At 57.3% G+C, this 26,331-nt stretch carries 29 protein-coding genes and 1 tRNA gene; 19 read left to right on the plus strand and 11 right to left on the minus strand.

Annotation, left to right across the window (positions count from 1 at the left end; translation table 11 throughout):
• Positions 1-51 precede the first annotated feature (51 nt).
• Positions 52-402: a hypothetical protein gene (locus tag ACR0EL_RS17015; RefSeq protein WP_170531905.1), complete on the plus strand. Its 351-nt coding sequence runs from the start codon at positions 52-54 to the stop codon at positions 400-402.
• A gap of 71 nt (positions 403-473) precedes the next feature.
• Here ACR0EL_RS17015 and ACR0EL_RS17020 read toward each other — a convergent pair whose 3' ends face one another.
• Positions 474-1,631 carry a DcaP family trimeric outer membrane transporter gene (locus ACR0EL_RS17020; protein ID WP_480501264.1) on the minus strand — a complete coding sequence of 386 codons (1,158 nt, stop codon included), beginning with the start codon at positions 1,629-1,631 and terminating at the stop codon, positions 474-476.
• 650 nt (positions 1,632-2,281) lie between these two features.
• Here ACR0EL_RS17020 and ACR0EL_RS17025 point away from each other — a divergent pair.
• The 3 genes from ACR0EL_RS17025 to ACR0EL_RS17035 all read left to right on the plus strand — a co-directional run bounded on the left by ACR0EL_RS17025 (position 2,282) and on the right by ACR0EL_RS17035 (position 5,508).
• Positions 2,282-2,485 carry a hypothetical protein gene (locus tag ACR0EL_RS17025; RefSeq protein WP_170531909.1) on the plus strand — a complete coding sequence of 68 codons (204 nt, stop codon included), beginning with the start codon at positions 2,282-2,284 and terminating at the stop codon, positions 2,483-2,485.
• Between the two features lie 117 nt (positions 2,486-2,602).
• Positions 2,603-4,648, plus strand: a complete 2,046-nt coding sequence (locus ACR0EL_RS17030; RefSeq protein ID WP_480501265.1) for an acetyl-CoA carboxylase biotin carboxylase subunit — start codon at positions 2,603-2,605, stop codon at positions 4,646-4,648.
• Between the two features lie 32 nt (positions 4,649-4,680).
• Positions 4,681-5,508, plus strand: coding sequence for a hypothetical protein (locus ACR0EL_RS17035; RefSeq protein ID WP_480501266.1), 828 nt, complete (start codon positions 4,681-4,683; stop codon positions 5,506-5,508).
• Positions 5,509-5,659: 151 nt separating this feature from the next.
• Here the strand turns inward: ACR0EL_RS17035 and ACR0EL_RS17040 are convergent, their stop codons facing one another.
• Entirely contained in the window at positions 5,660-6,112 is a 453-nt protein-coding gene (locus tag ACR0EL_RS17040) for a DUF4174 domain-containing protein (RefSeq protein WP_480501267.1), read from the minus strand.
• A gap of 168 nt (positions 6,113-6,280) precedes the next feature.
• Between ACR0EL_RS17040 and scpA the strand changes: the two genes are divergently transcribed.
• From scpA to ACR0EL_RS17070, 6 genes are all read left to right on the plus strand, one after another.
• Positions 6,281-8,407: a methylmalonyl-CoA mutase gene (scpA, locus tag ACR0EL_RS17045; RefSeq protein WP_480501268.1), complete on the plus strand. Its 2,127-nt coding sequence runs from the start codon at positions 6,281-6,283 to the stop codon at positions 8,405-8,407.
• 144 nt (positions 8,408-8,551) lie between these two features.
• Complete coding sequence (locus ACR0EL_RS17050; protein ID WP_480501288.1) at positions 8,552-9,154, plus strand: VOC family protein; 603 nt, start codon at positions 8,552-8,554, stop codon at positions 9,152-9,154.
• On the plus strand, positions 9,151-9,639 hold the full coding sequence (locus tag ACR0EL_RS17055) for an N-acetyltransferase family protein (protein WP_480501269.1): 489 nt from the start codon (positions 9,151-9,153) through the stop codon (positions 9,637-9,639). Before ACR0EL_RS17050 ends, ACR0EL_RS17055 begins: the two co-directional genes overlap by 4 nt.
• A gap of 45 nt (positions 9,640-9,684) precedes the next feature.
• The gene (locus ACR0EL_RS17060; RefSeq protein ID WP_480501270.1) at positions 9,685-10,365 is read left to right on the plus strand and encodes a TerB family tellurite resistance protein; all 681 of its coding nucleotides are present in this window, start codon (positions 9,685-9,687) and stop codon (positions 10,363-10,365) included.
• A 4-nt stretch (positions 10,366-10,369) separates the two neighbouring features.
• Positions 10,370-11,362 (plus strand): endonuclease/exonuclease/phosphatase family protein, encoded by a 993-nt coding sequence (locus tag ACR0EL_RS17065; protein ID WP_480501289.1) that lies wholly within the window; start codon positions 10,370-10,372, stop codon positions 11,360-11,362.
• Positions 11,363-11,399: 37 nt separating this feature from the next.
• A complete protein-coding gene (locus ACR0EL_RS17070) occupies positions 11,400-11,774 on the plus strand; it encodes a hypothetical protein (protein ID WP_480501271.1) in 375 nt (124 codons plus the stop codon).
• A gap of 10 nt (positions 11,775-11,784) precedes the next feature.
• Here the strand turns inward: ACR0EL_RS17070 and ACR0EL_RS17075 are convergent, their stop codons facing one another.
• The 4 genes from ACR0EL_RS17075 to ACR0EL_RS17090 form a co-directional block, all read right to left on the minus strand.
• Complete coding sequence (locus tag ACR0EL_RS17075) at positions 11,785-13,329, minus strand: Ppx/GppA family phosphatase (RefSeq protein WP_480501272.1); 1,545 nt, start codon at positions 13,327-13,329, stop codon at positions 11,785-11,787.
• A gap of 49 nt (positions 13,330-13,378) precedes the next feature.
• Positions 13,379-14,068 (minus strand): HdaA/DnaA family protein, encoded by a 690-nt coding sequence (locus tag ACR0EL_RS17080; protein ID WP_480501273.1) that lies wholly within the window; start codon positions 14,066-14,068, stop codon positions 13,379-13,381.
• The gene (locus tag ACR0EL_RS17085; RefSeq protein WP_480501274.1) at positions 14,069-15,145 is read right to left on the minus strand and encodes an AI-2E family transporter; all 1,077 of its coding nucleotides are present in this window, start codon (positions 15,143-15,145) and stop codon (positions 14,069-14,071) included.
• A 94-nt stretch (positions 15,146-15,239) separates the two neighbouring features.
• On the minus strand, positions 15,240-16,604 hold the full coding sequence (locus ACR0EL_RS17090; RefSeq protein WP_480501275.1) for an FAD-dependent oxidoreductase: 1,365 nt from the start codon (positions 16,602-16,604) through the stop codon (positions 15,240-15,242).
• Between the two features lie 169 nt (positions 16,605-16,773).
• Between ACR0EL_RS17090 and proS the strand changes: the two genes are divergently transcribed.
• Positions 16,774-18,114, plus strand: coding sequence for a proline--tRNA ligase (proS, locus tag ACR0EL_RS17095; RefSeq protein WP_480501276.1), 1,341 nt, complete (start codon positions 16,774-16,776; stop codon positions 18,112-18,114).
• A gap of 39 nt (positions 18,115-18,153) precedes the next feature.
• On the opposite strand, the gene ACR0EL_RS17100 is transcribed toward proS, so the two are convergent.
• Positions 18,154-18,510, minus strand: coding sequence for a hypothetical protein (locus ACR0EL_RS17100; protein WP_480501277.1), 357 nt, complete (start codon positions 18,508-18,510; stop codon positions 18,154-18,156).
• 364 nt (positions 18,511-18,874) lie between these two features.
• Here ACR0EL_RS17100 and ACR0EL_RS17105 point away from each other — a divergent pair, with 364 nt between their 5' ends.
• Positions 18,875-20,170 carry a lipoprotein-releasing ABC transporter permease subunit gene (locus ACR0EL_RS17105; protein ID WP_480501278.1) on the plus strand — a complete coding sequence of 432 codons (1,296 nt, stop codon included), beginning with the start codon at positions 18,875-18,877 and terminating at the stop codon, positions 20,168-20,170.
• Positions 20,163-20,849 (plus strand): ABC transporter ATP-binding protein, encoded by a 687-nt coding sequence (locus tag ACR0EL_RS17110; RefSeq protein ID WP_480501279.1) that lies wholly within the window; start codon positions 20,163-20,165, stop codon positions 20,847-20,849. The genes ACR0EL_RS17105 and ACR0EL_RS17110 overlap by 8 nt, the downstream gene beginning before the upstream one ends.
• Here ACR0EL_RS17110 and ACR0EL_RS17115 read toward each other — a convergent pair.
• Positions 20,833-21,270 carry a DMT family transporter gene (locus ACR0EL_RS17115; protein WP_170531941.1) on the minus strand — a complete coding sequence of 146 codons (438 nt, stop codon included), beginning with the start codon at positions 21,268-21,270 and terminating at the stop codon, positions 20,833-20,835. The genes ACR0EL_RS17110 and ACR0EL_RS17115 overlap by 17 nt on opposite strands.
• Positions 21,271-21,362: 92 nt before the next feature.
• Between ACR0EL_RS17115 and ACR0EL_RS17120 the strand changes: the two genes are divergently transcribed.
• Complete coding sequence (locus ACR0EL_RS17120; RefSeq protein ID WP_353011407.1) at positions 21,363-21,764, plus strand: c-type cytochrome; 402 nt, start codon at positions 21,363-21,365, stop codon at positions 21,762-21,764.
• 3 nt (positions 21,765-21,767) lie between these two features.
• Here ACR0EL_RS17120 and ACR0EL_RS17125 read toward each other — a convergent pair whose 3' ends face one another.
• Together ACR0EL_RS17125 and ACR0EL_RS17130 are read right to left on the minus strand one after the other, a co-directional pair.
• Complete coding sequence (locus ACR0EL_RS17125) at positions 21,768-22,454, minus strand: hypothetical protein (RefSeq protein ID WP_480501280.1); 687 nt, start codon at positions 22,452-22,454, stop codon at positions 21,768-21,770.
• A gap of 41 nt (positions 22,455-22,495) precedes the next feature.
• Complete coding sequence (locus tag ACR0EL_RS17130; protein WP_480501281.1) at positions 22,496-23,158, minus strand: DNA-3-methyladenine glycosylase I; 663 nt, start codon at positions 23,156-23,158, stop codon at positions 22,496-22,498.
• Positions 23,159-23,315: 157 nt separating this feature from the next.
• On the opposite strand from ACR0EL_RS17130, the gene ACR0EL_RS17135 reads away from it, so the two are divergent.
• The 4 genes from ACR0EL_RS17135 to ACR0EL_RS17150 all read left to right on the plus strand — a co-directional run bounded on the left by ACR0EL_RS17135 (position 23,316) and on the right by ACR0EL_RS17150 (position 24,771).
• Positions 23,316-23,837 carry a DUF2478 domain-containing protein gene (locus ACR0EL_RS17135; protein ID WP_480501282.1) on the plus strand — a complete coding sequence of 174 codons (522 nt, stop codon included), beginning with the start codon at positions 23,316-23,318 and terminating at the stop codon, positions 23,835-23,837.
• A gap of 105 nt (positions 23,838-23,942) precedes the next feature.
• Positions 23,943-24,028: transfer RNA gene (locus ACR0EL_RS17140), tRNA-Leu, on the plus strand.
• Between the two features lie 98 nt (positions 24,029-24,126).
• Complete coding sequence (locus tag ACR0EL_RS17145) at positions 24,127-24,504, plus strand: rhodanese-like domain-containing protein (RefSeq protein ID WP_353011401.1); 378 nt, start codon at positions 24,127-24,129, stop codon at positions 24,502-24,504.
• A gap of 78 nt (positions 24,505-24,582) precedes the next feature.
• On the plus strand, positions 24,583-24,771 hold the full coding sequence (locus ACR0EL_RS17150) for a hypothetical protein (RefSeq protein ID WP_353011399.1): 189 nt from the start codon (positions 24,583-24,585) through the stop codon (positions 24,769-24,771).
• Here ACR0EL_RS17150 and ACR0EL_RS17155 read toward each other — a convergent pair whose 3' ends face one another.
• Positions 24,772-25,572: an alpha/beta fold hydrolase gene (locus tag ACR0EL_RS17155; RefSeq protein ID WP_480501283.1), complete on the minus strand. Its 801-nt coding sequence runs from the start codon at positions 25,570-25,572 to the stop codon at positions 24,772-24,774.
• A gap of 47 nt (positions 25,573-25,619) precedes the next feature.
• On the opposite strand from ACR0EL_RS17155, the gene ACR0EL_RS17160 reads away from it, so the two are divergent.
• Positions 25,620-25,994, plus strand: coding sequence for a hypothetical protein (locus ACR0EL_RS17160; protein WP_480501284.1), 375 nt, complete (start codon positions 25,620-25,622; stop codon positions 25,992-25,994).
• The last annotated feature ends 337 nt before the right edge of the window (positions 25,995-26,331 follow it).

Raw genomic sequence — 26,331 nt, forward strand, 5'->3', positions numbered from 1 at the left:
CGGATGTGAATTTCCCGCTATCAAACACGACGTCATGCCAGAGGTGTCGACATGCTGAAACATCGCGGATTTCCCGGGCGTCTGGCTGGCACCGATTTTCAATTCACCATTCGCCGCGCCAACCCTAAGGGCGTAACCCCGATCACTCGTCGTGAACGGTTTCGGGATCGCAAACCAGCCGACCGCAGGGCCGATGCAGGCTTTATGGAAGCGCTATGGCAGGCTTTTGGCGATCAGCCGTTTGAGCGCGGTAACCTTGATGCGGGCCGGCTGAGCTGGCTGTTCGGGCGCGAAGTCATTCCGGCAGAAGATCCATTCGACCCAGAAAGCTATGATGCGTTGCTGGTAATTGATCTGGACGCCGCGCGTGCGTCGTTCCCTGATTTGTTCGGCGCGAGTTGATCATGTTGAACTTGACACAGCCCATAGCAAAAGAGACCCCGCCCGATGTCGGGCAGGGTCGAATGGACGCGTCAGAAGTTCAACTGGGCGGCGACCTGTATCCGATTGCCATCGAAGTCTTGCCCCGAGTTCACGTCGTTCCGCTCGCCATAGACGTATTCGGCGCTGAGGGTCAGGTTGTCGGTCGCCTTGTAGAAGGCGTTGACATGGATGGTCTCCAACTCGGTGAACGCCAGTGTGCCGGTCGATGTGGCCAGATCATAGTCCTCGCGTCCGTACGCGATGCCAACGTTCCATTTGTCACTCAAGTCCTGGCGGAACTCGACCGTGTAGCCATCGACATCGTTGGCTTCCCCCCCGACAATCGCATCGCCCAGGCCAATCAGGTATGGGCCAAGGGCCTGACCGTGGACATAGTTGACCTGAAACAGGCCACCCGCCCAAGGTCGGATCGAGCCAGACAGCGTAACGCCCCACTGATCGACCTCGGTTGCACCGTCGCCTGTTTGTGCGTTGCCATAGAGCGCGGCAGCACGCGCAATGTATGTGCCGTTGTTATACTCGGCTGCAGCGGTAAGAACCGGGTCGTCCGAGTTCGACCCGCTGACATTTTCTTCGATCGAGGTGCTGAACACGGTGTTCGTGCCCAGATTGGCCGTGTAACGGACCTGCGGTACCCGGGCGAACGCGATGCCGACCGGGCCATTGAATTCAACCGAGGTCGGATAAGTGTCCAACGGCTGGAAGTTGGTCCAGTACTGCCCGATCAGCCAACTGTCACCAATGGTAATATTGGCATGACGCAACCGCAGCTCTGCCGTGCCGTTCGAGGCGAACAGATCCAACTCCAACTGTCCACCGATTTCGCCGATGCCGCTTGGGGTACTTGTACGCAATCCGATCCGCGATTGGCGGATCGTCGCGCCAAAGGTTCCATCAGTTGCAGCCGATGGCTCGCCAATGACGTTCACAAAAGCGGTATCCCCCTGATCAAATTCGAAATCGTAGAAGAAATCGGCTTTGACGTAGCCATAAACGTCGAGAGTGGTGTTCCCGATTCTGAAATCACCATTAGCAGGGCCCGCGCGGTTGGCCTCAAGCGCTTCGACTCTGGCGCGCAGCGCGTCCAGTTCGGCCTGTGTCTGGGCGTCCTCAGCCACAGCATTCGTGCCGGTCAAACAGAGTGCAGAGGCCGCAAGCAGGGTCGCCTTTTTTCCTATCGTAGTCATGTGGGTGTTTCCTTGTGTGCGAGTAAGCACTTGCACCGTTCCACGCGCTTTGTGGCTTCGGAAATCACGAGATCGGGACGGAAAAGCCTATATTTCTCAAGGGAATGTGCATTTTTGGACGCGCTAAGTCACGATGGGGTGAAACGTTCTGCCAAGCGTATGAATGTGAACATGTTTCCACCCAGACCGATTTCTTCAATATGTGATGCTGCGCCTGCGAAAAGGCTGGCTCGGAAGCTGAAATATAACAAAACTGTGACGCCGGGCCTCGGGCGCAGGCCTGAATCGCCGCAAAAGGCGATCGGCGCAATTTTGCGCGGAAACTTGCCGCATGGGCAAATTCCAGCCGGAATCTTCTCAGGAAACAATACTTTGTTTGCTGCTTGGATTGTGGCGTGCAACCTGAGCGGGCCGTGCGGCTCTACTTTGCCTGCGCCGCACATGCACCTACTATTCCGTACCCCTTCCTTCCGCGGGCAGGCTTGTGTTCCCCACAATGTCCTGTCCGCGTTTTTCTTTGAGCATCCTGCAGGTATCAAGCGGCATAAATCTGCGCAAAATGTGGATTTGCTGTGTTTGATATTGAATAACAGAGCCCAAACCCCGCATCTGACCTTAAAGATATCAAATCGAGCAAGAGGGCAGACTAAATGCAAATCTCACGTATTATTCTGGTTGCAGCAACTTGCGCGGGCCTGTCGGCCTGCGGTGACACGACCGGCGAACAGGCTTTGCTGGGTGGCGGAGCCGGCGCAGTCGGGGCTGCGGTCCTCAGCGCGGACCCACTGTTTGGGGCAGCCGTTGGCGCCGCGGGTAACGTCCTTTACTGCAAAACGCAGAACAACTGTAACTAACACAAATTCCTTGGGGCGTTTTTTCGCCCCATCCGTCATCGCGTATCACGCCGTTGCAGGGATCCCTCCCTGCGGCGGCGTTTTGCGTTTCCAGAGCACCAAACCAAAGGACATCGCATGTTCAATAAGATCCTGATCGCCAACCGGGGCGAGATTGCCTGCCGGGTCATCAAGACCGCCCGCAAGATGGGTATCGGCACCGTTGCCATTTATTCGGACGCGGACAGGAACGCGTTGCATGTCTCGATGGCGGATGAGGCGGTGCATATCGGTCCGCCGCCCGCGAACCAGTCTTATATCGTGATCGACAAGGTCATGGACGCCATCCGTCAAAGCGGCGCACAAGCGGTTCATCCCGGTTATGGTTTCCTGTCTGAAAACGCGAAGTTCGCCGAGGCGCTTGAGGCCGAAGGCGTTGCTTTTGTCGGTCCGCCGAAAGGCGCGATTGAGGCGATGGGGGACAAGATCACCTCGAAAAAGATCGCGCAGAAGGCGGGCGTTTCGACTGTGCCCGGCTACATGGGCCTGATCGAAGACGCGGAAGAGGCGGTCAAGATTTCGAACGAGATCGGCTATCCGGTGATGATCAAAGCCAGTGCCGGTGGCGGCGGCAAGGGTATGCGGATTGCCTGGAGTGACGAGGAGGCGCGTGAAGGTTTCCAGTCGTCCAAGAACGAGGCTGCGAACTCGTTTGGCGATGACCGGATTTTCATCGAGAAATTCGTCACCCAGCCGCGTCACATCGAAATTCAGGTTCTGTGCGACAGCCACGGCAACGGCATCTATCTGGGCGAGCGCGAGTGCTCGATCCAGCGTCGGAACCAGAAAGTGGTGGAGGAAGCGCCGTCGCCCTTCCTCGATGAAGCAACCCGCAAGGCAATGGGAGAACAGGCCGTCGCTTTGGCAAAGGCCGTGGGCTATTCCAGCGCGGGTACGGTTGAGTTCATCGTCGACGGTCAGAAGAACTTCTACTTCCTCGAAATGAACACCCGCCTGCAGGTGGAGCACCCGGTGACCGAGTTGATCACCGGCGTCGATCTGGTTGAACAGATGATCCGCGTGGCCAATGGTGAGCCCTTATCGATCACGCAGGACGACGTGACGCTGACCGGATGGGCCATTGAAAACCGTCTTTATGCGGAAGATCCGTATCGCAACTTCCTGCCCTCAATCGGGCGTCTGACCCGCTATCGCCCGCCGCAGGAAATCGCGGCTGGCCCGATGCTGGTCAACGGTAAATGGCAGGGCGACGCGCCGGAAGGTGAAGCCGCTGTGCGCAACGACACCGGCGTCTATGAAGGCGGCGAGATCAGCATGTATTACGATCCGATGATCGCCAAGCTGTGCACCTGGGCGCCGACCCGCGAGGCGGCGATTGAAGCCATGCGCGTTGCGCTGGACAGTTTTGAGGTCGAAGGCATCGGCCACAATCTGCCGTTCCTGTCGGCAGTGATGGATCATCCCAAATTCGTCAGCGGTGATATGACGACCGCCTTCATCGCCGAAGAATATCCGGATGGATTTGAAGGTGTCACCTTGCCCGAAGGTGATCTGCGTCGGATTGCAGCCTCTTGCGCTGCGATGCACCGCGTCGCTGAGATCAGGCGCACGCGCGTGTCGGGCCGGATGGACAATCACGAACGCAAGGTTGGCAAGCGTTGGGTTGTGGCTGTGGAGGGGCATGAGCTTCCGGTTCAGGTCAATGCCGACAAAGAAGGCGCGACGGTGAAATTCGAGGATGGATCGAGCCTCCGCGTTTCCTCGGACTGGACACCGGGTGATCAACTGGCCGTGCTGGATGTTAATGGCAGTCCGCTTGTTCTGAAGGTGGGCAAGGTTTCAGGCGGGTTCAGGGTGCGCAACCGTGGCGCGGACCTGAAAGTTCTGGTGCGCCGCCCGCGTCAGGCCGAACTGGCCAAGCTGATGCCCGAGAAACTGCCACCCGACACCTCGAAAATGCTGCTTTGCCCGATGCCGGGTCTGATCGTGAAGATCGACGTCGAAGTCGGGCAGGAGGTTCAGGAAGGTCAGGCGCTGTGCACGATCGAGGCGATGAAGATGGAAAACATCCTGCGCGCAGAAAAGAAAGGCACTGTTGCCAAGATCAACGCGGGTGCAGGAGACAGTTTGGCTGTGGATGATGTGATCATGGAATTCGAGTGATGTTCAGCGGGCATCGCGAAATAGACTTTTGCGTGCTCGCTTTTCTGACCTCTGCAATGCTTGGCGGTGTGGTTTTGGCCTATCTCAGACATGAACTCGGTGACTTGACCCTGATCCTGATCGGGTCTGTTCTGTTGCTCGGGTTTTATAGCTGGGCCATTCCGCCGCTTCTGCGCCGCAGTTTCCTTCGGATTCTTGTGGTTTTGCCCCCGTTTCTTCTGCTGGGTGTGATTGGGGGAATAGTCGTCTGGGAATACGTACCGGACGCCGCAAGAGACAAGGTTTACCCGGCTTTAGTAACGGGTTCGGTTATCGTTCTGGGGTGGTTCGTCACATTTCTATTCTCATCCTATGCCGAAGCGCAAAAATTCCATCTTCAGCGTCGGGATACGCTGATTGCTTTGCGAAATGAGATTTTTGCGTTGGTGGATAAACTGGACAACCAGCCCATCGCTGCCCACGCAAAAAAGGTTCAGAAACGCATTCTGAGTGGTGACGGCACGGATGCGAACGGTAATCCGATCGAGTATTTTCCGTTTTCAACCATGGAAAGCGAACCCATCGTGTTCGAGGCGATTTCGTCATCTATCCCAGCGCTTGGTGAAGATACTGTTGCAAGTGTTGTCCGCTTTTATGCCGAATACACCGATTTGCGTCGCATGGTCGAGGATTCCCGGAATGAACAGACGCAGAAACTGTCTCGTGAGCGCCGGGTGGCGTTTCATCAACAACTGACGAACCGCAGAACAAGCACGCTACGCTGGGGGCTGAGCGCGTTGGTAGCAATAAATATTGAGATGGGGCACGAAAATCCCGAAGGGATTAACCGTTCTGGTGAGAATGAGGACGTAAATCCTTGACCCTATTGTGTAAAATAAGGGTCAGCAGCCGATCAGATGTCGCCGCTGATCGGCTTTTCCGGAGATTTTTCTGGTTGGTCACTGCTATAAAGCATGATCTTTTCCTCACCTTCTATGCCATCAACATAATATCTATTGGTGAATATTTCAATTACGGTTTCGCCGCATCACGCCGCTCGCGGATTTCGCGTTCACGTAGCGGGGTTTTGTCGATGGATCGGCCAATCTCGCGCACGCTCCACGGGCTGGGTTTGCGCAGTTTCACCACACCATCCTTATCAACGAACACCATCTGGAACCCGCGTGGTCGCAGCTTTGACCGGATCGGAGATCGCGCCGACGGGTCAGTATCTGTCAGCACAATCACATCCCGATCCCGCATCGCGTCCTCGCCATCCAGCAACATGTCGATCTGTTGCTGGAACCGGGGGTCGGCGGGTGTGTCCGCGAAGACGATGATGGGTCGGTTGACCCACAGAAACTCGTTGAGATCGCTGTCGCCTGCCGGGCGAACGAACTCCTTATCGGTGGGTGCCGATCCGTCGGCAGCCAAAGCCGCCAGCGGGAATAGTGCCGAGAAAACAAGGGCAAGCGTTCGTGTCATGGGGCCTCCTGCTGGAATGAATATAGCCCCTGTCCGCGTGAATGCGACCGGTGATTTGAACAAGGGGTTCAAATTCTTGCGTTTTGCAGCTCGAAAATCGACCCCTTCAGAGACAACAGCGCGCAGGCCAAGGCCGGGCGCGTCCCGAATCGAGAAAAGGATATTGCCATGACCGATAAGAAAGACTGGCAGGCGCTGGCCGAAAAAGAACTGCGTGGTCGCCCGCTGGATGACCTGACCAAAGAGACACTGGAAGGCATCGACGTCAAACCGCTCTATACGCAAGAAGACACCGCCAACCTGCCGCATATGGGCTCGCTACCCGGTTTTGGCCCGTTCACGCGCGGCGTGAAGGCGACCATGTATGCGGGGCGACCGTGGACGATCCGCCAGTATGCCGGGTTTTCCACGGCTGAGGAATCGAACGCTTTCTATCGCCGCAATCTGGCCGCCGGTCAGCAGGGGGTTTCTGTGGCTTTCGATCTGGCGACGCACCGGGGTTATGACAGTGACCATCCGCGTGTCGTGGGCGATGTGGGCAAGGCTGGTGTCGCCATCGACTCGGTCGAGGATATGAAGATCCTGTTTGACGGCATTCCGCTCGACAAGGTCTCGGTCTCGATGACGATGAACGGGGCGGTGATCCCGATCCTGGCCAGCTTTATTGTTGCTGGCGAAGAGCAGGGGCATGACAAATCCGTCCTGTCCGGCACCATTCAGAATGACATTCTGAAGGAATTCATGGTGCGGAACACCTATATCTACCCGCCTGAGCCGTCGATGAAGATCATCTCGGACATCATCGAATATACCTCAAACGAGATGCCCAAGTTCAACTCTATCTCGATCTCGGGCTATCACATGCAAGAGGCGGGAGCGAACCTGGTACAGGAACTGGCCTATACGCTGGCGGATGGGCGTGAATATGTCCGGGCCGCGACCGAGGCCGGAATGGATGTGGATAAGTTCGCGGGCCGTTTGTCCTTCTTCTTTGCCATCGGCATGAACTTCTTCATGGAGATCGCCAAGCTGCGTGCGGCCCGTACATTGTGGCACCGGGTGATGACCGATTTCGGCGCGAAGTCTGAGCGCTCCAAGATGCTGCGGACTCATTGCCAGACTTCGGGCGTGTCGCTGCAGGAACAGGACCCCTATAACAACGTGATCCGCACCGCCTATGAGGCGATGAGCGCGGTTCTAGGCGGCACCCAGTCCCTGCATACCAATGCCTTGGATGAGGCGATTGCGCTACCCACCGATTTTTCTGCGCGCATTGCCCGGAACACTCAGCTGGTGCTGCAGGAGGAAACCGGAGTGACCGACGTGGTCGATCCGCTGGCGGGCTCATACTATATCGAAAGCCTGACCAATGAGCTGGTCGAAAAGGCCTGGGCTCTGATGGAAGAGGTTGAAGAGATGGGCGGCATGACCAAGGCTGTGGCCTCTGGCATGCCCAAGCTGCGGATTGAAGAAAGCGCCGCCCGCCGTCAGGCTATGATCGACCGGGGCGATGAGGTGATCGTTGGCGTCAACAAATACCGCAAGAAACAGGAAGACCCGATCGACATTCTGGATGTCGATAACGTCGCGGTACGCGAAGCTCAGGTCGCGCGGCTGGAACGTATCCGGGCCACCCGCGATGAAGCTGCGTGCCAACAGGCATTGGGAGCTTTGACAAACACCGCCCGTGAGGGCGGCAACTTACTGGCTGCTGCGGTCGAGGCCGCCCGCGCCCGTGCATCTGTAGGAGAGATCAGCATGGCAATGGAGAAAGAGTTCGGCCGCCACCGCGCCGAGGTTAAGACATTGGCGGGGGTCTATGGCGCAGCCTATGAAGGCGACGAAGGATTTGCTGCGATCCAGAAATCCATAGAGGAATTCGCCCAGACCGAAGGCCGCCGCCCTCGCTTGCTAGTGGTCAAGATGGGGCAGGATGGACATGATCGCGGTGCCAAAGTGATTGCCACTGCGTTCGCGGACATCGGGTTTGACGTGGACGTTGGCCCATTGTTCCAGACACCGGCCGAAGCTGCGCAGGATGCGGTGGACAATGACGTCCACGTGGTCGGAATTTCCTCGCAAGCAGCGGGTCACAAGACGCTTGCACCGCAACTGGTTGAAGAACTTAAGAAAGCCGGGGCCGAGGACATCATCGTGATTTGCGGCGGGGTGATCCCTCAGCAGGATTACCAGTTCCTCTATGATCACGGTGTGAAGGCGATCTTTGGGCCAGGCACCAACATCCCCGAAGCGGCGCAGGACATTCTGCGCTTGATCGGCGATGCGCGAGGCTGAGATGGTGAGGGGGCTGTCTGCCCCCCATTACGCTGCGCGCGATTCCCCCCGAGGATATTTCTGGCCAGATGAAGAAGCGGATTTCATGTTGCCCCTGTGCTGAAGCTGGCGGTAAGGTCAGCTCTGGTTGGTGGAGGATGGATGATGCTACTCGATCACTTGGCCGTTGCGGGTGAAACACTGGAGGCGGCATCGGCCCATATCGAACAGGCGTTGGGTGTTTCGCTTCAACCCGGCGGAAAGCACGAAAAATTTGGCACTTATAATCGTCTTCTAGGCCTAAGGGATGGCCTGTATCTGGAAGCGATTGCTATTGATCCTGACGCAGCTGTACCTCAGCGGACCCGTTGGTTTGATCTGGATCGGTTTTCAGGAGAACCGCGTCTGACCAATTGGATCTGCAGCGTTCCTGATATCGAAGCCGCACTTGCAACGTTTCCTGATGGCACTGGCACCCCAATTGATCTGACCCGGGGGGCTTTGACCTGGCGGATGGCGGTGCCGCCCAACGGACGCTTGCCCTTCGACAATCTGTTTCCTGCGTTGATCCAATGGCAGGGCGATTTGCACCCTGCGCAGATGTTGCAGGACAGCGGGTGTAGTTTGCGACGTTTGATCGTGTATCACCCGGAGGCATTGGAATTGGCCCAGCATTTGGGAGAACTTGATTTGGTTATGTTCGACACCGGCCCGGCTTCGATGCGGGCAGAGTTCGAAACACCACATGGGGTGCGCGTGTTGGAATGACGGTTCGGCAGGCCCGCCCGGATGATGCTGCTCAGATCGCAGTGATCACGAACGCCATCATCCGCGATACGCTGGTGACGTTCACCACGGAAGAACGCAGCACTGAAGCTATTGCTAATGATATTCGTGCTCGTGGCCTGTCTTTTCTGGTCGCAGAAGATCAGGGTCAGTTGCTGGGTTTTGCAACATACGGGGTGTTTCGCAACGGACCGGGATACGCCAACACCCGGGAACACTCGATCCAGTTGGCGGATGGGGCGCGGGGCAAGGGTATTGGTCGGGCCTTAATGACCGAACTGGAAGCATTGGCACGTGCAGACGGGGTTCATGTTCTTGTGGCTGGCATATCTTCTGCCAACCCTTCGGCCATTGCGTTTCATGAGGCGATCGGGTTCCAAAGGGTCGGCCTTATGCCGGAAGTCGGGTTCAAATGGGGCCAATGGCTCGATCTTGTGCTGATGCAGAAAATTCTTCGTGCCGAGTGACCTGTTCTACCTGACAGTCCCGAATTGGGACGCTAGGGTACGCCCATGTCGATCTGGACCCGCATATCCGATGCGCTAAGCGCCCTTGCCCAAGGCGAAAGCCTGACGGCAGTTTTTGAGAAGCTGCGTTCGCCACCCGAACGTTCGGTGGCCTTCACCATTGCCGTAATCGCGTTGGGGGCCAAAATGGCCAAGGCTGACGGACAGGTGACGCGCGATGAGGTCACAGCCTTTCGGGATGTGTTCCAGATCGCGCGTGCGGATGAAGAAGGCGCGGCGCGGGTCTTCAACATGGCGCGGACGGATGTTGCAGGCTATCAGGACTATGCGCGCAAGATCGCGCGCATGTTTGCCGAAGACAGCACCACGCTTTGCGACCTGATGGAGGGTTTGTTCCACATCGCCATGGCCGATGGGTTCTATCACCCTAACGAGAATGAATTCCTTGAGGACGTCAGTCGCATCTTCGGCCAGACAGATGCGCAATTCCTGGCCTTGCGCGCGCGCTTCGTGCCGGATGCACCCAATGATCCTTATGTGGTTCTGGGCGTTTCGCGGGATATGCCGGTGTCTGAAATTCGCAAAGTGTGGCGTCAACTGGTGCGCGATACTCATCCCGACGCGATGATGGCACGCGGTGTCCCGGAAGAGGCGATCCGCCTTGCCGAAAAGAAGATGATCGACATCAACCAAGCCTGGGATGACATCAACGGCGCGCGGGCCTGAGCGGATGCGTTTGGCGACCTACAACATCGAATGGTTCGCCAACCTGTTCGACAAAAACGATGCGTTGATCATGGATGACAGCTGGTCGGGCCGTCATGACGTGACAAGGGCCCAACAGGTTGAGGCGATTGCCAAGGTTCTGACCGCGCTGGAAGCGGACGCCATCCTAATCGTCGAGGCCCCCAATACCGGCAAACGTCAAAACACAGTGCGGGCATTGCAAGGCTTTGCCGAGGCGTTTGATCTACGAACGCAGCGCGCGGTTATGGGTTTTGCCAACGACACGCATCAGGAACTCGCCCTGCTCTATGATCCCGAAGTTTTAACGGCCCAACACGCGCCGCGCGACGATGCGAATGCTCCGCGGTTCGATCGCTCCTTTCAGATCGATTTGGATGTGGATGCGACCGAAGATGTGGTGCGGTTCTCGAAACCCCCGATGGAGTTGCGGGTTCAGTCGAAATCCGGGTTTGAGTTCCGCATGATCGGGGCTCATCTCAAATCCAAGGCCCCGCATGGTGCTGAATCCCGTGATGAGGCGATCCGGATTTCAATTGCCAACCGGCGCAAGCAACTTGCACAGGCAATCTGGTTGGCGCGGCGGGTGGCGGCGCATGTCGAGGCACAGGAACCTGTCATGCTTCTGGGGGATCTCAATGATGGGCCGGGATTGGATGAGTTCGAGCATCTGTTCGGGCGTTCGTCAGTCGAGATCTTGCTGCAGGCCGGACTTTTTGACCCCCATGCCGTTACGGCGCATGGGCCCCGACCGGGGTCTGTCCCTTCGACTGCCCGGTTCGCCCGCCCCAAAGAGGGCAAGTTTCTTGAGGCTCTGCTGGACTATATCATGATCAGCGAAGACCTGCGTAGCCGCGAACCCGCTTGGCGCATCTGGCACCCGTTTCGGGATGCGGCCTGCTGGACATCTGTTGAGCTACGCGAGGCTCTATTGACAGCCTCGGATCACTTCCCGGTCACGCTGGATATCGAGTTGTGACCTTCCCTGAGACCCTTTGAGGGCCTATATTCCCAATATGAAACGCTTTCTGATCATCGCGGTCTTGTCGGCCAGCCTCAGCACCCCTGCCTTTGCGCAGGAAGATGACAGCAAATCCCTGATGGAGCAGGGGGCCGAGCTGTTCTTTGAAGGGCTGCGCCGAGAGATGGAGCCCGCGCTGGATGAGCTTTTGGGTATGGCAGACGCGCTTGGCCCGGCAATGCAATCTTTCCTTCAGGAAATGGGTCCTGCATTGGCCGAACTTGCGGCCGAGATTAAGGATTGGAGCGCTTATGAAGCGCCCGAAATCCTTCCAAATGGCGATATCATCATCCGCAAAAAGCCTGCGCCTGATGATGAGGTCGACCCTGAGCTTGAAAATCAGACACCGGATGAAGGCACGGATATCTGATCAATATTCCCTAGCCTTTGACGATCACCCGCACATCAGATTTCAAGGCGCTGGAAAGTGAGTTCAGGCGGGCCTCGGCCACTTCGTTGAACAAGGGTTCCGCCGCTTTGGGCAGGAACAATTCAAGCTGGCGCTTTTTGGGATAGAACCTAAGTCTGCCGATGTTGGCTTCGTTGTGCATCCAAAGCATCGCACCAAACCGCATTGCCTTGCCCAGAATCTCGGCCTGTTTCTGCCCGGTCTCGTCCAGCAACTCGTACAATGGTGCAAATCGATTGCCTTCACGTTTGTTGCGATAGCGGTGTTGCAGTGCCAGCCCGATAAAGACCCGTTCGGAATGCTTCAGGCCACCCAGATTAGCGCGGGTGACATAGTCGAAACAGGCCTCGGCCCGGTAATCGGGATGCGCGCGCCAACTGACGTCGTGCAGCAGGCAGGCGGCTTTGACCAACCTGACCCGCGCGGGCGGCGCGGATTTGAACAATGGCATCACAAAACTGTAAAGGTTTCGCCCAAAACCGGGCAGGCGGGCATCTTTGGATTCGGAAAACCGGCTGGCTTCGATCAACGGGTCGCGATCCCGGATCTCTTGCGACATTTGCTCGTACAACAAACCTTCGCGGATGCCGTAGCTTGAGATCGCGATGTCCTTGGGTTTGAAGGTGCGAATCAATCGCCCCAGAACATCCATCGCATAGGGGATCAACGCCATTCGAGAGCTGGACACACCTGCTTGGCTGCGCAGTTTGTCGTGATCATTGGCTTCGATGAACTTGATCGTGTCACGCACCTGCGTGGTGGTCATGCGGTACTCATGCAGAACATTCAGCGGGTAGCCACGGCGCAACATATCGATCCGAGCGAATGCGCGCCAGCTGCCGCCGACGAGAAACAAGCGGTCCCGCTGCTGACCAAGCTGTGCGCGCAACTCCTCCATCGTGTCCTTGATATGTGCTTTTCGCGCGCGCCGCCCACCTTTGATGTCACGCAGTTTCAGCGGCCCAAGGGCTGAGGTCACCCGTCGCCCAACCTGGCCATCCCCGATTTCAGCCAGTTCCATTGACGATCCGCCGATATCGCAGATCAGACCATAAGCACCGGGCCAGCCTAGCAACACGCCCTGGGCAGACAAGCGCGCCTCTTCCTGGCCGTCGATCACAGCGACATGCAGCCCGGTTTGGGCCTGAACCTCGGCACAGAAATCCGGCCCGTCTTTGGCTTCGCGCACGGCGGCGGTTGCAACCACATGCAGGCCCGGCAGGTCCAAGTCTTGCGCCAGTTGCTGGAACCGCCGCAACGCGGCGAGAGCCCTTTCGCGCCCGCGCGGGTTAAGCTTTCCGGTTTCAGACAACCCGGCGCCAAGCTCGCACATGACTTTTTCATTGTAGAAATAGGCCGGTGATCGTGCCGCGCCGTCAAAAATCACCATCCGGACCGAGTTCGAGCCCACATCGACAACGCCCACCCGCGACAGCGCACGCGCGCCGGGGTCATCGAACAGAGGTTTGCCGAATGGGCCCCAGTCCGGGATGTCGGTTTCGACGGTCTGATCCATGTGTCTTCCAGATATTCCGGGGTTAGAATGCGAAATCACCGATAGTGGGTCAATCACCTGCGTTCATCTCATCTGGTTTTTCATTCAAAACCCGAACGGCCAGCGCCCGCGTAATCTCGCGTTTTTCAGCAAGGGCCAGTTGATCCAATTGTTGGACAACTTCGGCGGCTGTCTCAAAGCGGCGATCCATATGTTTCACCAGATAGGCAATAACCTCGGGGCCAGGGTTAAGTTGACGGTCAAGGAACAGTTTGGCCAGCACGGCCGCAAGCAGCGCGTCATCAGGTGGCTCCAAGGCCACGTGATGCGCGCCCTCGACCCGGCTTTGCAGGTCGGCGAGTGGGAGCTGCCAAAGTTTGGGCACCAACCGCCCGGTCACCAGCAGGGCATGCCCTTCGGCCAGAACCAGATTGTGCAGATGAAACAGCACCTTTTGCTGTTCGATATCATCTGCGATGGCTGGAACATCCTCGACCGCGATGGGCGTGCGGGCCAGTTCCGGTACTGCATCATAGTCCAGATCATTAGCCTGCACGATGCGCCCGCCGGTTTCGGCTGCCCAGACATGGGCCAGATGGGTTTTGCCAGACCCAGCTGGGCCGCTGAGCACCAGTTTGTTTCCGGGCCATGAGGTTGCAGATATCATAGCCACGGCCAGTGCATTGGCCGGAGAGACAAAGAAATCATCACGCTCCAGCGCGGTTTTGGCTGGCAGATCAAAGCTTAGCTGTCGGGCCATTTAGTCGTCTTCCTGGCCCTGTTGCCCTTCGAGGCCGGTATACAGCCTGCTGTCGAGGTAGAGCGATGTGCCAAACCGGGCCACTACACCAAGGGCGGCGGCGACCGGAACGGCAATCAACATCCCGACAAAGCCAAAGAGCGCACCAAAGACAGACAGCGCCAACAGCAGCCAGACCGGGTGCAACCCTACCGAACTGCCAACCAGTTTCGGGGTGAGAAAGTTGCCTTCGGTTACCTGACCTAGGGCAAAGATGCCCGCGATCAGGCCGATATGCGCCCAGTCGCCCCAGAACTGGAACAGGGCCAGCCCGATGGCCAGTGTGCCACCGATCAATGCACCCAGATAAGGAATAAAGGTCACCAGCCCGGCGATGAAGCCCACGACCAAACCAAATTGCAAACCCGCTATCATCAAGGCGACCGCGTAATAGGTGCCAAGGATCAGGCAGACTGTGCCCATCCCCCGCACGAACGAGGCCAGCACATCGTCAATCTCGCCCGCCAGGCGCTTGATCGTCGGGGCATGGTCGCGGGGCAGCAGCTCTCCGATCCGGGCGATCATGCGGTCCCAGTCCAACAGCAGGTAAACGGCAACCACCGGGACAATGACCAACAGGACCACGATATTGATGGCTGATCCAAGAGAGGACAGTACCGTTTCCAGCACATCACCTGTCTTGGACTTCAGGGTTTCCCCGAATGAGACCAGCATCTGATGAGTACTGGATTCCTGGTCGAGCAGGGACGGGAACTGCTTCTCAACAAAGCCGCGCAACTCTTTGAAGAGGCTTGGCAGAATATCGATCAAATCCAGCAGCTGCGTAATAAGAGCAGGAACAACCATCAGAATCGCCAGGATGAACCCAAGTACACCAACGACTGTGATGATGCCTGTGGCTGCCACCCGCGACAGGCCCAGCTTCTCTAGCCGGTCGGCGATGGGATCAAGGAAGTATGCGATCGCACCGCCGATTACAAAAGGCAGAAGAACATCGCCCAATGCCCAAAGGACCAATACGAAAACCGCTGCGGCGACGCCCCAGTATCTGAGTTGATCCTTAACCGGCAAAGCCATGATTGTCCTCGTGTTCTGGCCGACGAGGACGTTCTTGGCCTAAGGGGCTGATCGATGCAAGGACTTCATGGGTCGGAGCTCGCTGAGGAGTCGGTCAGCAGACCCGAACTCCTTGTCTATCAAGCTCTTTATGAACCGGTGACAGGTCCAGCACATCCAGCTCTCGATTGCTTTTGAGCGCATGTGCGGCGGCTATTCCGGCCCCTTGACCCATAACGGCGCAGCAGGCCATATTGCGGGTGGCCGCGTGAGCGACCCTTTCAGCCCCATGAGATCGACCGGTGACCAGCAGGCCCTTGATCCCTTTGGGCAGCATCGTGCGATAGGGGATTTGCATGTACCGCCCCGTCGTGGGCAGGATCAGAATACCGTAGCCGTCGATAAACTCGGGATAAATCCCGATGGAATCTTCGAATCTGCCTTGGTGGCGCGCATCATCTTCGGTCATGTTGTAGACCGCGTCGATCTTGCGGGTGTCCCGAATGCCAATGGTCATCCCAAAGTTTCGCAACCGTGCATTTTCACACCCCGGCATGAAGCGACGTAGCGCTTCGATGGCCAGCATCGACTGGCGGCGGCCCTCGATCTCGCCCCGCGTCAGGCTGTCTGGGTCGGTGCCGTCGACCTCGGCCAGATGGATCAGGTTCATATAGGTTAGCTCACCCGTGTCATGCATCGCACCCCAGGTGCCAGCAATGGTATTCAGGTGCGGCGGGATCAACCCCTGATCTATGGCCTGCTGAAAGGGTTTGTGCACGAAGGGCGAGAACATGTCGTCCTCTTTCCCGCTGGTCTCGATATTCCACTCGCCACCGCCGCCCCAATCCTTGTAGGTCTGCGGATCGGCCTTCACGCCTTCCATAAAGGCGCGTTTGTCGACCCCTGCGAGATGGAACATGACCGAAGCCGCCATCATATCTTCTCGCGGGGTCTTGTGGGTCGGCGCACCCGCGCGATGAGCAACATCCGCGTCGCCAGTTGCATCAATCACCACCTTGGCCAGGATCGCCTCGCGCCCGGCTTTCGATTCAGTGATAATCCCGGTGATCCGGTCGCCATCCATGATCGGAGCGACGAACTGACGGTGCAGCATCGGATGCACGCCCGCTTCTTCGACCAACTTGTCGGCCACCAGTTTGAAGCCTTCGCTGTCCAGTTCATAGCTAAGGGATTGGCTTTCAGGCACCGCCGCGCCCATCTCTTTGGCGCGGGTTTCGAACTCCATGCCGATACCGCCGGCTTCAACCGTTTGTTCGTGCCGATACCAGGCGAATCCCTCGACCCCTACGGCGGTGATATTGCCGCCCATGCAGCCAAACCGGTCAACCAGCGACACTTCGGCCCCTGCGCGTGCTGCCGCTAGGGCCGCAGCCAGCCCGGCGGGGCCGGAGCCCACAACCAACACATCGGTTTGGTGAACCACCGGAATCTGACGGGCGGGTTCCTGAATCGTCTGCATCGGCGCCTCTTGGTGTTTACGATTCCGTTACACTTGGAAAAACTTGATTGGCGGGTCAATCAGAAAACAAACTGAGGCTAAGTTCTAATTTCACCAATGTACGATTGCCCCCGGCGGGGCTTTGGCATAATCACCTTTTTGTTGGAATATCACCCTAAAAGGTTAAGTCATGCGCCTCAGCCGTTACTTTCTGCCCGTTCTCAAGGAAAACCCTGCTGAGGCTCAGATCGTCAGCCACCGGCTGATGCTGCGCGCCGGAATGATCAAGCAGGCCGCTGCGGGGATTTATTCATGGCTGCCACTGGGCTTCAAAGTGCTGCGCAAGTTGGAAAACATCGTGCATGAGGAACAGGCGCGGGCGGGTCATATCGCCATTCAGATGCCGATCCTGCAATCAGCAGACCTGTGGCGCGAATCCGGTCGCTATGATGACTACGGTCAGGAGATGCTGCGGATGAAAGACCGGCATGACCGGGACATGCTGTTCACACCCACGGCGGAAGAACTGGTGACGGATATTTTCCGAGGTAACGTAAGTAGTTATAAGGACTTGCCGCTGACGCTCTATCAGGTTCAGTGGAAGTTCCGCGATGAAATACGTCCTCGTTTCGGCGTGATGCGAGGGCGCGAGTTCTATATGAAGGACGGCTACAATTTTGATCTGACCAAAGAGGATGCGCTGCACGCTTACAACCGGCATCTGGTCAGCTATCTGCGCACTTATGAGCGGATGGGCTTGCAGGCCATTCCAATGCGCGCCGATTCCGGACCCATCGGCGGCGATGACACACATGAGTTCCTTGTGCTGGCCGATACCGGCGAGTCCGAGGTTTTCTATGACAGCGCTGTCACTGACCTCACCTTTGGCGACCGTGACATTGACTATGACGACCGTGATCAATGCCAGAGCATTTTGGAAGAGTTTACTTCGAAATACGCGCGCACGGACGAAACCCATGATGAGTCGCTGTTCAATCAGATCCCTGAAGAGCGCCGCCGCGTGGCGCGCGGGATCGAAGTAGGGCAGATCTTCTATTTCGGCACCAAGTATTCGGAAGCCATGGGCGCGACCGTTCAAGGCCCGGATGGCAAGCCGGTTCCGGTACACATGGGCAGCCATGGTATCGGTGTCAGCCGCCTGATCGGCGCAATCATCGAAGCCAGCCATGATGACAAAGGCATTATCTGGCCCGAGGGTGTGACCCCGTTCCATTGTGGGATCGTTAACCTAAAGCAGGGTGATGAAGAGGCGGATGCGGCGTGTGACAATATCTACGGTGCTTTGACCGCTCTGGGGCTTGAGCCGCTCTATGATGATCGCAATGAACGGGCTGGTGGCAAGTTCGCCACGATGGACCTGATCGGCCTGCCGTGGCGCATCACGGTAGGACCGCGTGGTCTGAAAAACGGCGTCGTTGAATTGACCTGCCGTCGCACAGGCGAAAGCGAAGAGTTAAGCCCCGAAGCCGCCGTGACCAAGGTCGCGGAAATCTATCAAGGTATTGCCTGACCCGGGCGATACACGCAGGCCAAGGTCAGCGCGGCGTTCTTACTGCGCCGGTACCGGGCGGGCGACCAACAGCTCTCCGTCGGCCTGATTGCCACGGGCGACGACGATTGGGCGACCCAGCCGGTTGACCAGTTCCTTCAGCTCAAAGCCCAGGAACCGTATCCCGCAAACGCGCTGACCGGTTGCGCGGTCAGTGATGCAAAGGCGACCCTTGAGGAAGGCGAGACGATAGCCCTTATCCCTCAAACGGTCTGCCAAACTGTTCCAACTGACAGCTTTTGCAAAAATGGGACGGATCGCAGCCCGCAGTAATGCGGCTGTTTCACAATCCAGTTCTGTTGCTGTTGCACGAACCAAAATACGGTCCGCCCCTTCTGGTGTATTTTGAATATTCATTGAGCGACCCCCGCTCTGAAATGTGTTCCCCCAAAATGAGGGTGACAAAGTTTCTAAAAATAAGCAAAAAGCGAAATAATATTGCTTAATATATGTGGCATTTTGAGTTCAGTCACTCACGCAATGCCCGTATTGACTTCATAGCTGAAACAATATGGCGATGTCTGTGAAGGGCGTCACAACCGACAGGGTAGTTGTTGAATCCAACAACACTTTTTATCTGAGCACCTAAGGCAGATGCCGGTGTTGATTCGCTCATTTGAGAGGATCACTTTGCATGCGGTCGGTGAAGCGTTCACAAGGCGCTTGACCATTGTGGCAAATGCCGAGAGGGTCGCCGCCAAACAACAAGACCGGAGCAGGCATGGCCAAGACACCCCCGCCTTTTGCCCCTTTTGAATGGAAGATCGCCTGGCGATACCTGCGGGCCCGCCGGGCCGAGGGGGGTGTTAGCGTTATGACCTGGATCTCGCTGATCGGGATCACTCTGGCCGTGTTCGCCTTGATCGCGACACTCGCGGTGCGTTCTGGGTTCCGGGCCGAATTCGTTGGCACGATCCTTGGGGCTAATGCACACGTCACTGTTTATTCCTCGGGCGAGATTGATGCGCAGGGGCGCGTGATACGCACGATGGAGGATTACGAAGAACGCGCGGCGCGGATCGTGCAGGTTCCGGGTGTGGAACGGGCGGCACCTTTGATCAAAGGTCAGGTTCTGATCACAAATCGCGACCGCAGCAGTGGGGTTGAGGTGTTTGGCATCAGGCCTGACGACCTGATGGACCTACCGGGCATCGCACAGGCCGAACAATCGGCAGGGGATTTGTCTCTGTTTCAGACGGGTGAGGATGTGATCGCCATCGGCTCGGGCGTGGCGCGTACCATTGGGGCCACTGTGGGTGATACGGTTAAGCTGACCTCGCCCAACGGTGTCAGAACCGCCTTTGGAACCTCGCCGCGCGTGAATGCCTATCGCGTGGTCTATGTGTTTTCCGCGGGACGATATGACATCGACCGCACGCGCGTTTACATGCCGTTTTCGCAAGCCCAGAGCTTTTTCAACCGCGAGGGCGTGGCGGATGAGATTGAGGTGATGGTCACGCAACCCGAAGCGATGAACCCGATCCTGATCCCAATCCTCGAAGCCGCGGGTGAGCGTAGCCAGATCTGGACATGGCAGGATGCCTCGGGTGGGTTTCTGCGTGCGCTCGAGGTTGAGGACAACGTGATGTTCATCATCCTGTCGATCCTCGTGCTGATTGCTGCGATGAACATCGTCTCGGGCCTGATCATGTTGGTGAAAAACAAGGGGCGCGACATTGGTATTCTGCGCACAATTGGCCTGAGCGAAGGATCGGTTCTGCGGGTGTTTTTCATCTGCGGTGCGTTCACCGGTATCATCGGAACCGCGATGGGTGTCATCTTGGGCTGCCTGTTCGCCATCTACATTGATCCCATCTTTTCCTTCGTAAATTATGTGATGGGCGGTGGAGTCTGGGACCCATCCATTCGTGGAATCTATGCCCTACCAGCCGAGCTGCACCTAAGCGATGTACTCAAGGCTGTGGCCCTTTCACTGGGCTTGTCTTTTGTTGTCACATATTTTCCTGCCCGCCGCGCGGCGCGGCTGAACCCGGTTGAGGCGCTGCGTTATGAGTGATGTGACATTGCGATTGAAGGGCCTGACCAAGACCTATCTGAAAGGTACTCCGGGCGAAGTACAGGTGCTGCGCGGTGTTGATCTGGAATTGAACGCAGGCGAGGCGGTGGCGATGGTCGCACCCTCGGGCGCAGGCAAATCCACCTTGCTGCATATCGCAGGTCTTTTGGATATGCCGGATGATGGTCAGGTCGAAATTGGCGGTCAGGATGTCAGTGGCAAAGGCGACCGCACGCGCACCGCTCTGCGTCGGCAGGACATCGGCTTTGTCTACCAGTTCCATCATCTGCTGCCGGAATTTACCGCCCTGGAAAACATCACCCTGCCGCAACTGGCAAATGGGATCGCTGAGAAAGCAGCGCAAGACCGGGCGATGTCATTGCTTGACCGTGTCGGCGTAGCCGCCCGAGCCAGTCATCGCCCGGCGGCTTTGTCGGGTGGCGAACAACAGCGTGTGGCGTTTTGCCGGGCGCTGGCGAACACACCCAAAGTGTTGCTGGCTGATGAGCCAACCGGGAACCTTGATCCGGAAACATCTGATCAGGTGTTTGATGCGTTGATGACGCTTGTCCGGGATGAGGGCCTTTCGGCTCTGATTGCAACCCACAACATGGACCTTGCGGCGCGGATGGATCGGATGGTGCGGCTGGAAGGCGGTGTTCTCAAGCCAGTTGAGTGATCGCAACACCCAGAGCCATCACCGCGATCCCGCCCGCGCGTATCCACGTCAGCGGCGTGACTTGGGCCCCAAACAGCCCGAAATGATCAATCGCGGCGGTGCTGACCAATTGGCCCAGAAGTACGAAGAACACTGCATTTCCAACACCGAAATGCGGGGCGACATGTGTGATCGTCAAGACATAGAACGCGATCAAAACGCCTGCGAGCAGCAGGTGTTTGGGGGCCTGTGCAACCTTGGTGATTGCCTCGAACCCCGGAAACACAACCATCACAAGGGCAGATGATCCAAAGGCGATGGCGAACAGGATCACTGCGGCTGTCGTGGGCGAATCGATCAGTTTACCCAAGGCTGCATTTAGCGCTGCGAGGATAGGAACTCCGATTCCGGCGGCCAGCATGATGGCTGCGTATTGTGTCATGAACCTTACCCTCTTGCTTCGTTGATCTGGATCATTGCGCCAAGCGGCCCACCGGACAAGCCTGTAAATGCCATTGCGGATAGGAGGATGCGATGAAGTGGTCAAAGCTGGGGACGGTGTCTGCCATGCTTGTCATGTCGGTACAATGCGCGGCGGCACAAGATGTGCAAACGGGTGCTGAGCTCTATCAGCACTATTGTGCGACCTGCCACGGAATTGACGCCATGGGGCAAGGCCCAATGGCGGGCGTTCTTATTATTCAGCCGACCGATCTAACGGAACTGACAAAAGACGGGCGTTTCCCAACGGCGCGGGTTGTTGCCCGGATCGACGGGCGTGACCCTTTGGTGAGCCATGGAAGCCCGATGCCGGTGTACGGCCCATATTTTGAAGGGCAAGACACATCCATGAAAACGGAAGAGGGGCAGCCTATTCTGACCAGTCAGCCTATTGTTGATCTGGTGGCCTATCTCAAAACCCTGCAAGGCAACTGAGACCTAACTGCAAATTCCTTCGATCTTGGCATCGCTCCACGGGATCGCGATGTCACGCTCACGGCCTTCCTGGGGCAGGGGGGACAGGTCGAAATGCGTACCCAGCATCTTGTGCAGGCGCTTGGTGCGCTGTGCCTGCGGGTCCAGCGACCGGCAACAGACATATTCTTCGACAATCGCGCCCTGCTGTTCATAGCCGTAAGATAGAAAGTCGGGCGAGGTATCCAGATCAAACAAATACGGGTCCTCGCGCCCGCCATGCTCTGCCGCCGCACGCAGCGGGTGATAGCCGGTTGTCTTGCGGTTCTGCCACTGCCAGACGTGGGTCAGTTCATGCGCCAGCAGCATTGCCGCGATCAGATTCATCTGCTCGGGATAGTCTGACATGTAGTCTTCGAGATACCAGTCACGCGCGAAATAAACCTTGTCGAATAAAGCAATTGCCGCAGGTTTCCCCGTTACCGGTCCGGGTTCGATCGGTGGAAGGATACGTTCGCGACAAGCTAAACGCGGGCGTGCTTCTCGGACATATGTGATTGGCAAAACGGGCGCACCTTCAACCAAGCGCACGCGATCCAGATTGAGTGTGTCGCCTTGTATCTCGTCAGCAAAGTCACGCTCTGGCTGTGTCAGCGGGCGCCCGCAGGTCGCAAGAGCTAGAAACAATAAAATCAATACACGCAAATTCATGGGCAAAGCCTAGCCTGCCGCTTCGGTTGCGCAAGCCGTTTTCAAAGGCTCATCGCAAGAACGCGGCTGATTTCTGTTAGGGACCGGCCTGATTGATCCATCCAGGTGTTAAAGGCCTGTTGCACGGCGGCCATGGCTTTCTTGGATGTGGGGGCTTTGTCCACCACACCTTCGGCGATCAACCGTGCGGTCACGTCCTGTGACAGGATAAAGCTGTCGCGGCCTGCAAACCGCATTGCATATTGGGCGGACGCGCCGCCCAACCGGGATCCGCGTTGGCCCAACATGGCCAGAAGGCCGATATAGTCGGTCGAGGGCCATCCACCCAGAACCTCACCTGCGCCGCCCTTGTCGCGTAGTTCGAGCAAGAATGCCGCGTTGTCCCGCACAGTGGCGATCTTGGTTCCGTTGCGCACGATCCGAGTGTCTTGCAGCAGCGCGTCGAACTTCTCATCGTCCATAAAGGCGCAGCGACCCACATCGAACCCGTCAAAAGCAGTTTCGAACCCGTCCCATTTCGCCTCGATCACCTTCCAGTTGAACCCGGCCTGAAAGATGCATTTGGTCAGGATCGAGAGCCAGCGATCCTCGGGCATTGCCGCAAGTTCTTGCGGCGTTTTGGGCTTGCTGAGTTTGGCATTCAACGCCGCAGCCCCGCCATGGCGACCTGCCGATATCTCAAATATCTCGTCAAACGAACGCATTGCTTTACCCTCCGCAGCGCCTGCTTGTGCCTTGATGCCAGATCGCTCGGTCAGTTGCCAAGCGCGATAGATGTGTGGCTTCTACTTTGGAAGGAGTGGTCGGAGCCCACAGAGCGTGCTATTTGAAGCGTTCTACCAGATTTGCGAGGGTCCCACTATGTTTCTGGCTTATGTAACCACCACAGATCGCGGCGCAACCGACCGGTTGCTCAGCGCGGTCGCGGAACACTTGTTGGCCTCGGGTGCGAAACTGGCAGGAGTTGTACAAACCAACACCGAATGTACCGATAGCAGCCGGTGCGATATGGATGTCCGCGTCCTGCCCGCAGGCGACACGATCCGCATCTCGCAGTCTTTGGGCACGCAATCGCGCGGCTGTCGGCTGGACCCGGCGGCGCTTGAGCAGGCGGTCGGCTACGTCACTGCGTCGTTGGCAGACGCACCGCAGCTGTTGATTATCAACAAGTTCGGCAAACATGAGGCCGATGGCCGTGGCTTCCGCCCGGTGATTGCCGAGGCTCTGGCACAGGACATTCCTGTTCTGGTCGGCGTAAACGGATTGAATCGCGAGAAGTTTCTGGAATTCACAGGCGGTGAAGCCGAGCAACTCGCGCCCGATTTGACGGCCATTTCGGCCTGGTTTGACCGCGTTGTGGCCGCGAGGGCGAATGCGGCTTAGCGGCAGCACATGCTAATCCTGTTGGTTCGGCAGCAAAACACATTGTCTTCATGGTCTTGTCGCCGTAATGGTGGCTCCGGGCCCCAACCGGGCTCAACATATCTTGCCCGCGTGGTGGAATGGTAGACACAAGAGACTTAAAATCTCTGGGCCGGAAGGCCGTGCCGGTTCGAGTCCGGCCGCGGGTACCAAGATACGTTTTGCAATCCGGAAAGCCGGTTGCAGATGGCTACACCTTCCAAAGTTCGCATGTTAGCTTTGCCTAGAAAACTCGGGTAAAGAGGTGAATATGTCAGTCACTGTGAAAGAGATGATGGAGGCTGCAAATGCCGTCGTGCCGCGTGTGGATGCGGCGCAGGCCCAATCGCTGATCGAGCAGGGAGCGCTGCTGCTGGATATTCGCGGCGCGGAAGAGGTGCAGAAAACAGGCCGCGCAGCCGGGGCACATCATATTCCACGCGGCATGCTGGAATTCCGCGCCGATGAAGCGCTGCAATCCCATGATCCGCAGATGCGCAAGGACCGCGCAATTGTGATCTACTGTGCTTCCGGTGGTCGTGCCGCGCTGGCAGGAAAATTGCTGCTGGATATGGGGTATGAACAGGTGTTCAATCTGGGCGGGCTGAGCGATTGGGTGAATGGCGGCGGAGAGGTCGTGGACGGCTGACAACCTGATCCAGATCAACGCCAAAGTTTGCGCGTTGATCTAACGTGACATGACGTTCAACCAAATGGATCACATGTTATGTTTCGTCTTGCTGCGCTGCTTTATTCCGTGATTGCCACCGCCCTCGCAGGGTCTGCGGTGATTGCTGTTTTGTCGTTGGGCATGGTCTCGGTCATGGCGATTCTGTCAGCCGCCGCTGCAGGTGCGCTTGTCGCGCTTCCGGCGGCTTGGCTGGTCGCCCGACGCTTGTACCAGAAGGCAGGTTAGTCAGGCGTTCAGGAATGTTCTGACCGCAGCCTCGAATACTCGTGGTTTTTCAGCATGCAGCCAGTGGCCTGCACCTGGGATTCTGGCAAAGCGTGCACCGGGAAACAGGCCGCGAATGTGGTCGCGATGTTCAGGCAGAACATAGTCCGATGCAGCGCCAGACAGAAATAGGGCGGACCCGTCCCAGGCGCCGTCCAATTCGGGAAATCCCATGATGTTTGGCATCTGATCGGCCAACACGTCCAAATTCAGCAACCAGCGTTTTCCCGTAACATCCAATGACTGCGTGAAAAAGCTCTGCAACGCGCGCTCAACTCCCAACTCTGCCAGTTGTTGTTCGGCATCTGACCTGCGGTTGACCTGCGACATATCAACAGCGCGCATCGCTTTGATGAACTGAATCTGGCTGTGCCCGTATGCGACCGGCGCGATATCGGCCACCACCAGTTTGCGCACAAGATCCCCGTGTTGCAGGGCCAGGACCATAGCGGACTTGCCACCCATTGAGTGCCCCAGAACATCCACGGGCCCGCCAATCTGCTCAATCACCTGCGCGATATCGCCCGCCAAAGCCGGATAATCATGCCGCGGGTCCCAAAAACTATGCGCATGGTTTCGCATGTCCACGGCGATCACTTGCCGTTCGTCCGACAAGCGGCGTGCGATCACGCCCCAATTCCGGGCTGACCCATAAAGGCCATGAGCAATAACAAGGGGCGGCAAAGCGGTCGGGTCGCCATGTACAATCGTGTTCAGCATATCCGCGTGATACAGGCGACCATTTGAAACAACCAGCCCCATTGTGGCGCGCCTTCGCAGGGGCTAGTGTCGCGCGTCAGGAGAACGCGATGTCACAAGATGCCAAAATTCAGGATCGAATTGCTGAAACCGTTGCGTTGCTGCGAGCCAAGCTGGGCGTGCGAGATAAAACGCTTCAGGCGTCGATTCGTCGGGCCAAACGTCGCCTCCCACGGCGGGTATTCAAACAGGCAATGGCTCTGGCGCGTGCCGAACAAATGGCGGCCCATCCAAAGCTAAGATTGGTTCTGGATACGCCCGCTCTGACCAAAGCCGCTGATGAGGTTCAGACCCATCTTAGCGCCATCAATCTGGCCGACCGTCGTTGGGGCTGGTTTCTGGGTATGCTGGGCGGACTGGCCTTCAATATGCTGGCTTTTGGGGCACTGGTTCTGGCGTTCCTAATATGGCGTGGCTTGATCTGATCTACTCTTCTGTCTTATGCGCTGTGAACGAGGTTCAATCCCCGAGGGCGGCATGACTACCCAGTCTGGTGTCACACAAGATTGGTTGCGCAAGAAACCGATCGATTTGGAGGAACTGCGCACTATAGCAGTGAACCACTACCTCAACTTGTCATTAGGCTGGGCACAAGAGGGCGGAAGCACCTTTTATAAACAAAAAACGGCGCCCGGATCATCGGGCGCCGTTTTTCTTAGATCAGAACCTGATTACAGGTTTGGATAGATCGGGAATTTGGCGCAGAGGTCTGCGACTTCGGCTTTGACTTTGGCCTCGACCGCGGCGTTGCCGTCTTCGCCA

Source organism: Ruegeria sp. AH12 (assembly GCF_056541465.1).

Excerpts from the sequence above, each read along its gene's own strand:
- ACR0EL_RS17015 (WP_170531905.1), top strand. The coding sequence starts at position 52 with ATGCTGAAACATCGCGGATTTCCCGGGCGTCTGGCTGGCACCGATTTT.
- ACR0EL_RS17020 (WP_480501264.1), bottom strand. The coding sequence starts at position 1,631 with ATGACTACGATAGGAAAAAAGGCGACCCTGCTTGCGGCCTCTGCACTC.
- ACR0EL_RS17025 (WP_170531909.1), top strand. The coding sequence starts at position 2,282 with ATGCAAATCTCACGTATTATTCTGGTTGCAGCAACTTGCGCGGGCCTG.
- ACR0EL_RS17030 (WP_480501265.1), top strand. The coding sequence starts at position 2,603 with ATGTTCAATAAGATCCTGATCGCCAACCGGGGCGAGATTGCCTGCCGG.
- ACR0EL_RS17040 (WP_480501267.1), bottom strand. The coding sequence starts at position 6,112 with ATGACACGAACGCTTGCCCTTGTTTTCTCGGCACTATTCCCGCTGGCG.
- scpA (WP_480501268.1), top strand. The coding sequence starts at position 6,281 with ATGACCGATAAGAAAGACTGGCAGGCGCTGGCCGAAAAAGAACTGCGT.
- ACR0EL_RS17050 (WP_480501288.1), top strand. The coding sequence starts at position 8,552 with ATGCTACTCGATCACTTGGCCGTTGCGGGTGAAACACTGGAGGCGGCA.
- ACR0EL_RS17055 (WP_480501269.1), top strand. The coding sequence starts at position 9,151 with ATGACGGTTCGGCAGGCCCGCCCGGATGATGCTGCTCAGATCGCAGTG.
- ACR0EL_RS17060 (WP_480501270.1), top strand. The coding sequence starts at position 9,685 with ATGTCGATCTGGACCCGCATATCCGATGCGCTAAGCGCCCTTGCCCAA.
- ACR0EL_RS17065 (WP_480501289.1), top strand. The coding sequence starts at position 10,370 with ATGCGTTTGGCGACCTACAACATCGAATGGTTCGCCAACCTGTTCGAC.
- ACR0EL_RS17070 (WP_480501271.1), top strand. The coding sequence starts at position 11,400 with ATGAAACGCTTTCTGATCATCGCGGTCTTGTCGGCCAGCCTCAGCACC.
- ACR0EL_RS17075 (WP_480501272.1), bottom strand. The coding sequence starts at position 13,329 with ATGGATCAGACCGTCGAAACCGACATCCCGGACTGGGGCCCATTCGGC.
- ACR0EL_RS17080 (WP_480501273.1), bottom strand. The coding sequence starts at position 14,068 with ATGGCCCGACAGCTAAGCTTTGATCTGCCAGCCAAAACCGCGCTGGAG.
- ACR0EL_RS17085 (WP_480501274.1), bottom strand. The coding sequence starts at position 15,145 with ATGGCTTTGCCGGTTAAGGATCAACTCAGATACTGGGGCGTCGCCGCA.
- ACR0EL_RS17090 (WP_480501275.1), bottom strand. The coding sequence starts at position 16,604 with ATGCAGACGATTCAGGAACCCGCCCGTCAGATTCCGGTGGTTCACCAA.
- proS (WP_480501276.1), top strand. The coding sequence starts at position 16,774 with ATGCGCCTCAGCCGTTACTTTCTGCCCGTTCTCAAGGAAAACCCTGCT.
- ACR0EL_RS17100 (WP_480501277.1), bottom strand. The coding sequence starts at position 18,510 with ATGAATATTCAAAATACACCAGAAGGGGCGGACCGTATTTTGGTTCGT.
- ACR0EL_RS17105 (WP_480501278.1), top strand. The coding sequence starts at position 18,875 with ATGGCCAAGACACCCCCGCCTTTTGCCCCTTTTGAATGGAAGATCGCC.
- ACR0EL_RS17110 (WP_480501279.1), top strand. The coding sequence starts at position 20,163 with ATGAGTGATGTGACATTGCGATTGAAGGGCCTGACCAAGACCTATCTG.
- ACR0EL_RS17115 (WP_170531941.1), bottom strand. The coding sequence starts at position 21,270 with ATGACACAATACGCAGCCATCATGCTGGCCGCCGGAATCGGAGTTCCT.
- ACR0EL_RS17120 (WP_353011407.1), top strand. The coding sequence starts at position 21,363 with ATGAAGTGGTCAAAGCTGGGGACGGTGTCTGCCATGCTTGTCATGTCG.
- ACR0EL_RS17125 (WP_480501280.1), bottom strand. The coding sequence starts at position 22,454 with ATGAATTTGCGTGTATTGATTTTATTGTTTCTAGCTCTTGCGACCTGC.
- ACR0EL_RS17130 (WP_480501281.1), bottom strand. The coding sequence starts at position 23,158 with ATGCGTTCGTTTGACGAGATATTTGAGATATCGGCAGGTCGCCATGGC.
- ACR0EL_RS17135 (WP_480501282.1), top strand. The coding sequence starts at position 23,316 with ATGTTTCTGGCTTATGTAACCACCACAGATCGCGGCGCAACCGACCGG.
- ACR0EL_RS17145 (WP_353011401.1), top strand. The coding sequence starts at position 24,127 with ATGTCAGTCACTGTGAAAGAGATGATGGAGGCTGCAAATGCCGTCGTG.
- ACR0EL_RS17150 (WP_353011399.1), top strand. The coding sequence starts at position 24,583 with ATGTTTCGTCTTGCTGCGCTGCTTTATTCCGTGATTGCCACCGCCCTC.
- ACR0EL_RS17155 (WP_480501283.1), bottom strand. The coding sequence starts at position 25,572 with ATGGGGCTGGTTGTTTCAAATGGTCGCCTGTATCACGCGGATATGCTG.
- ACR0EL_RS17160 (WP_480501284.1), top strand. The coding sequence starts at position 25,620 with ATGTCACAAGATGCCAAAATTCAGGATCGAATTGCTGAAACCGTTGCG.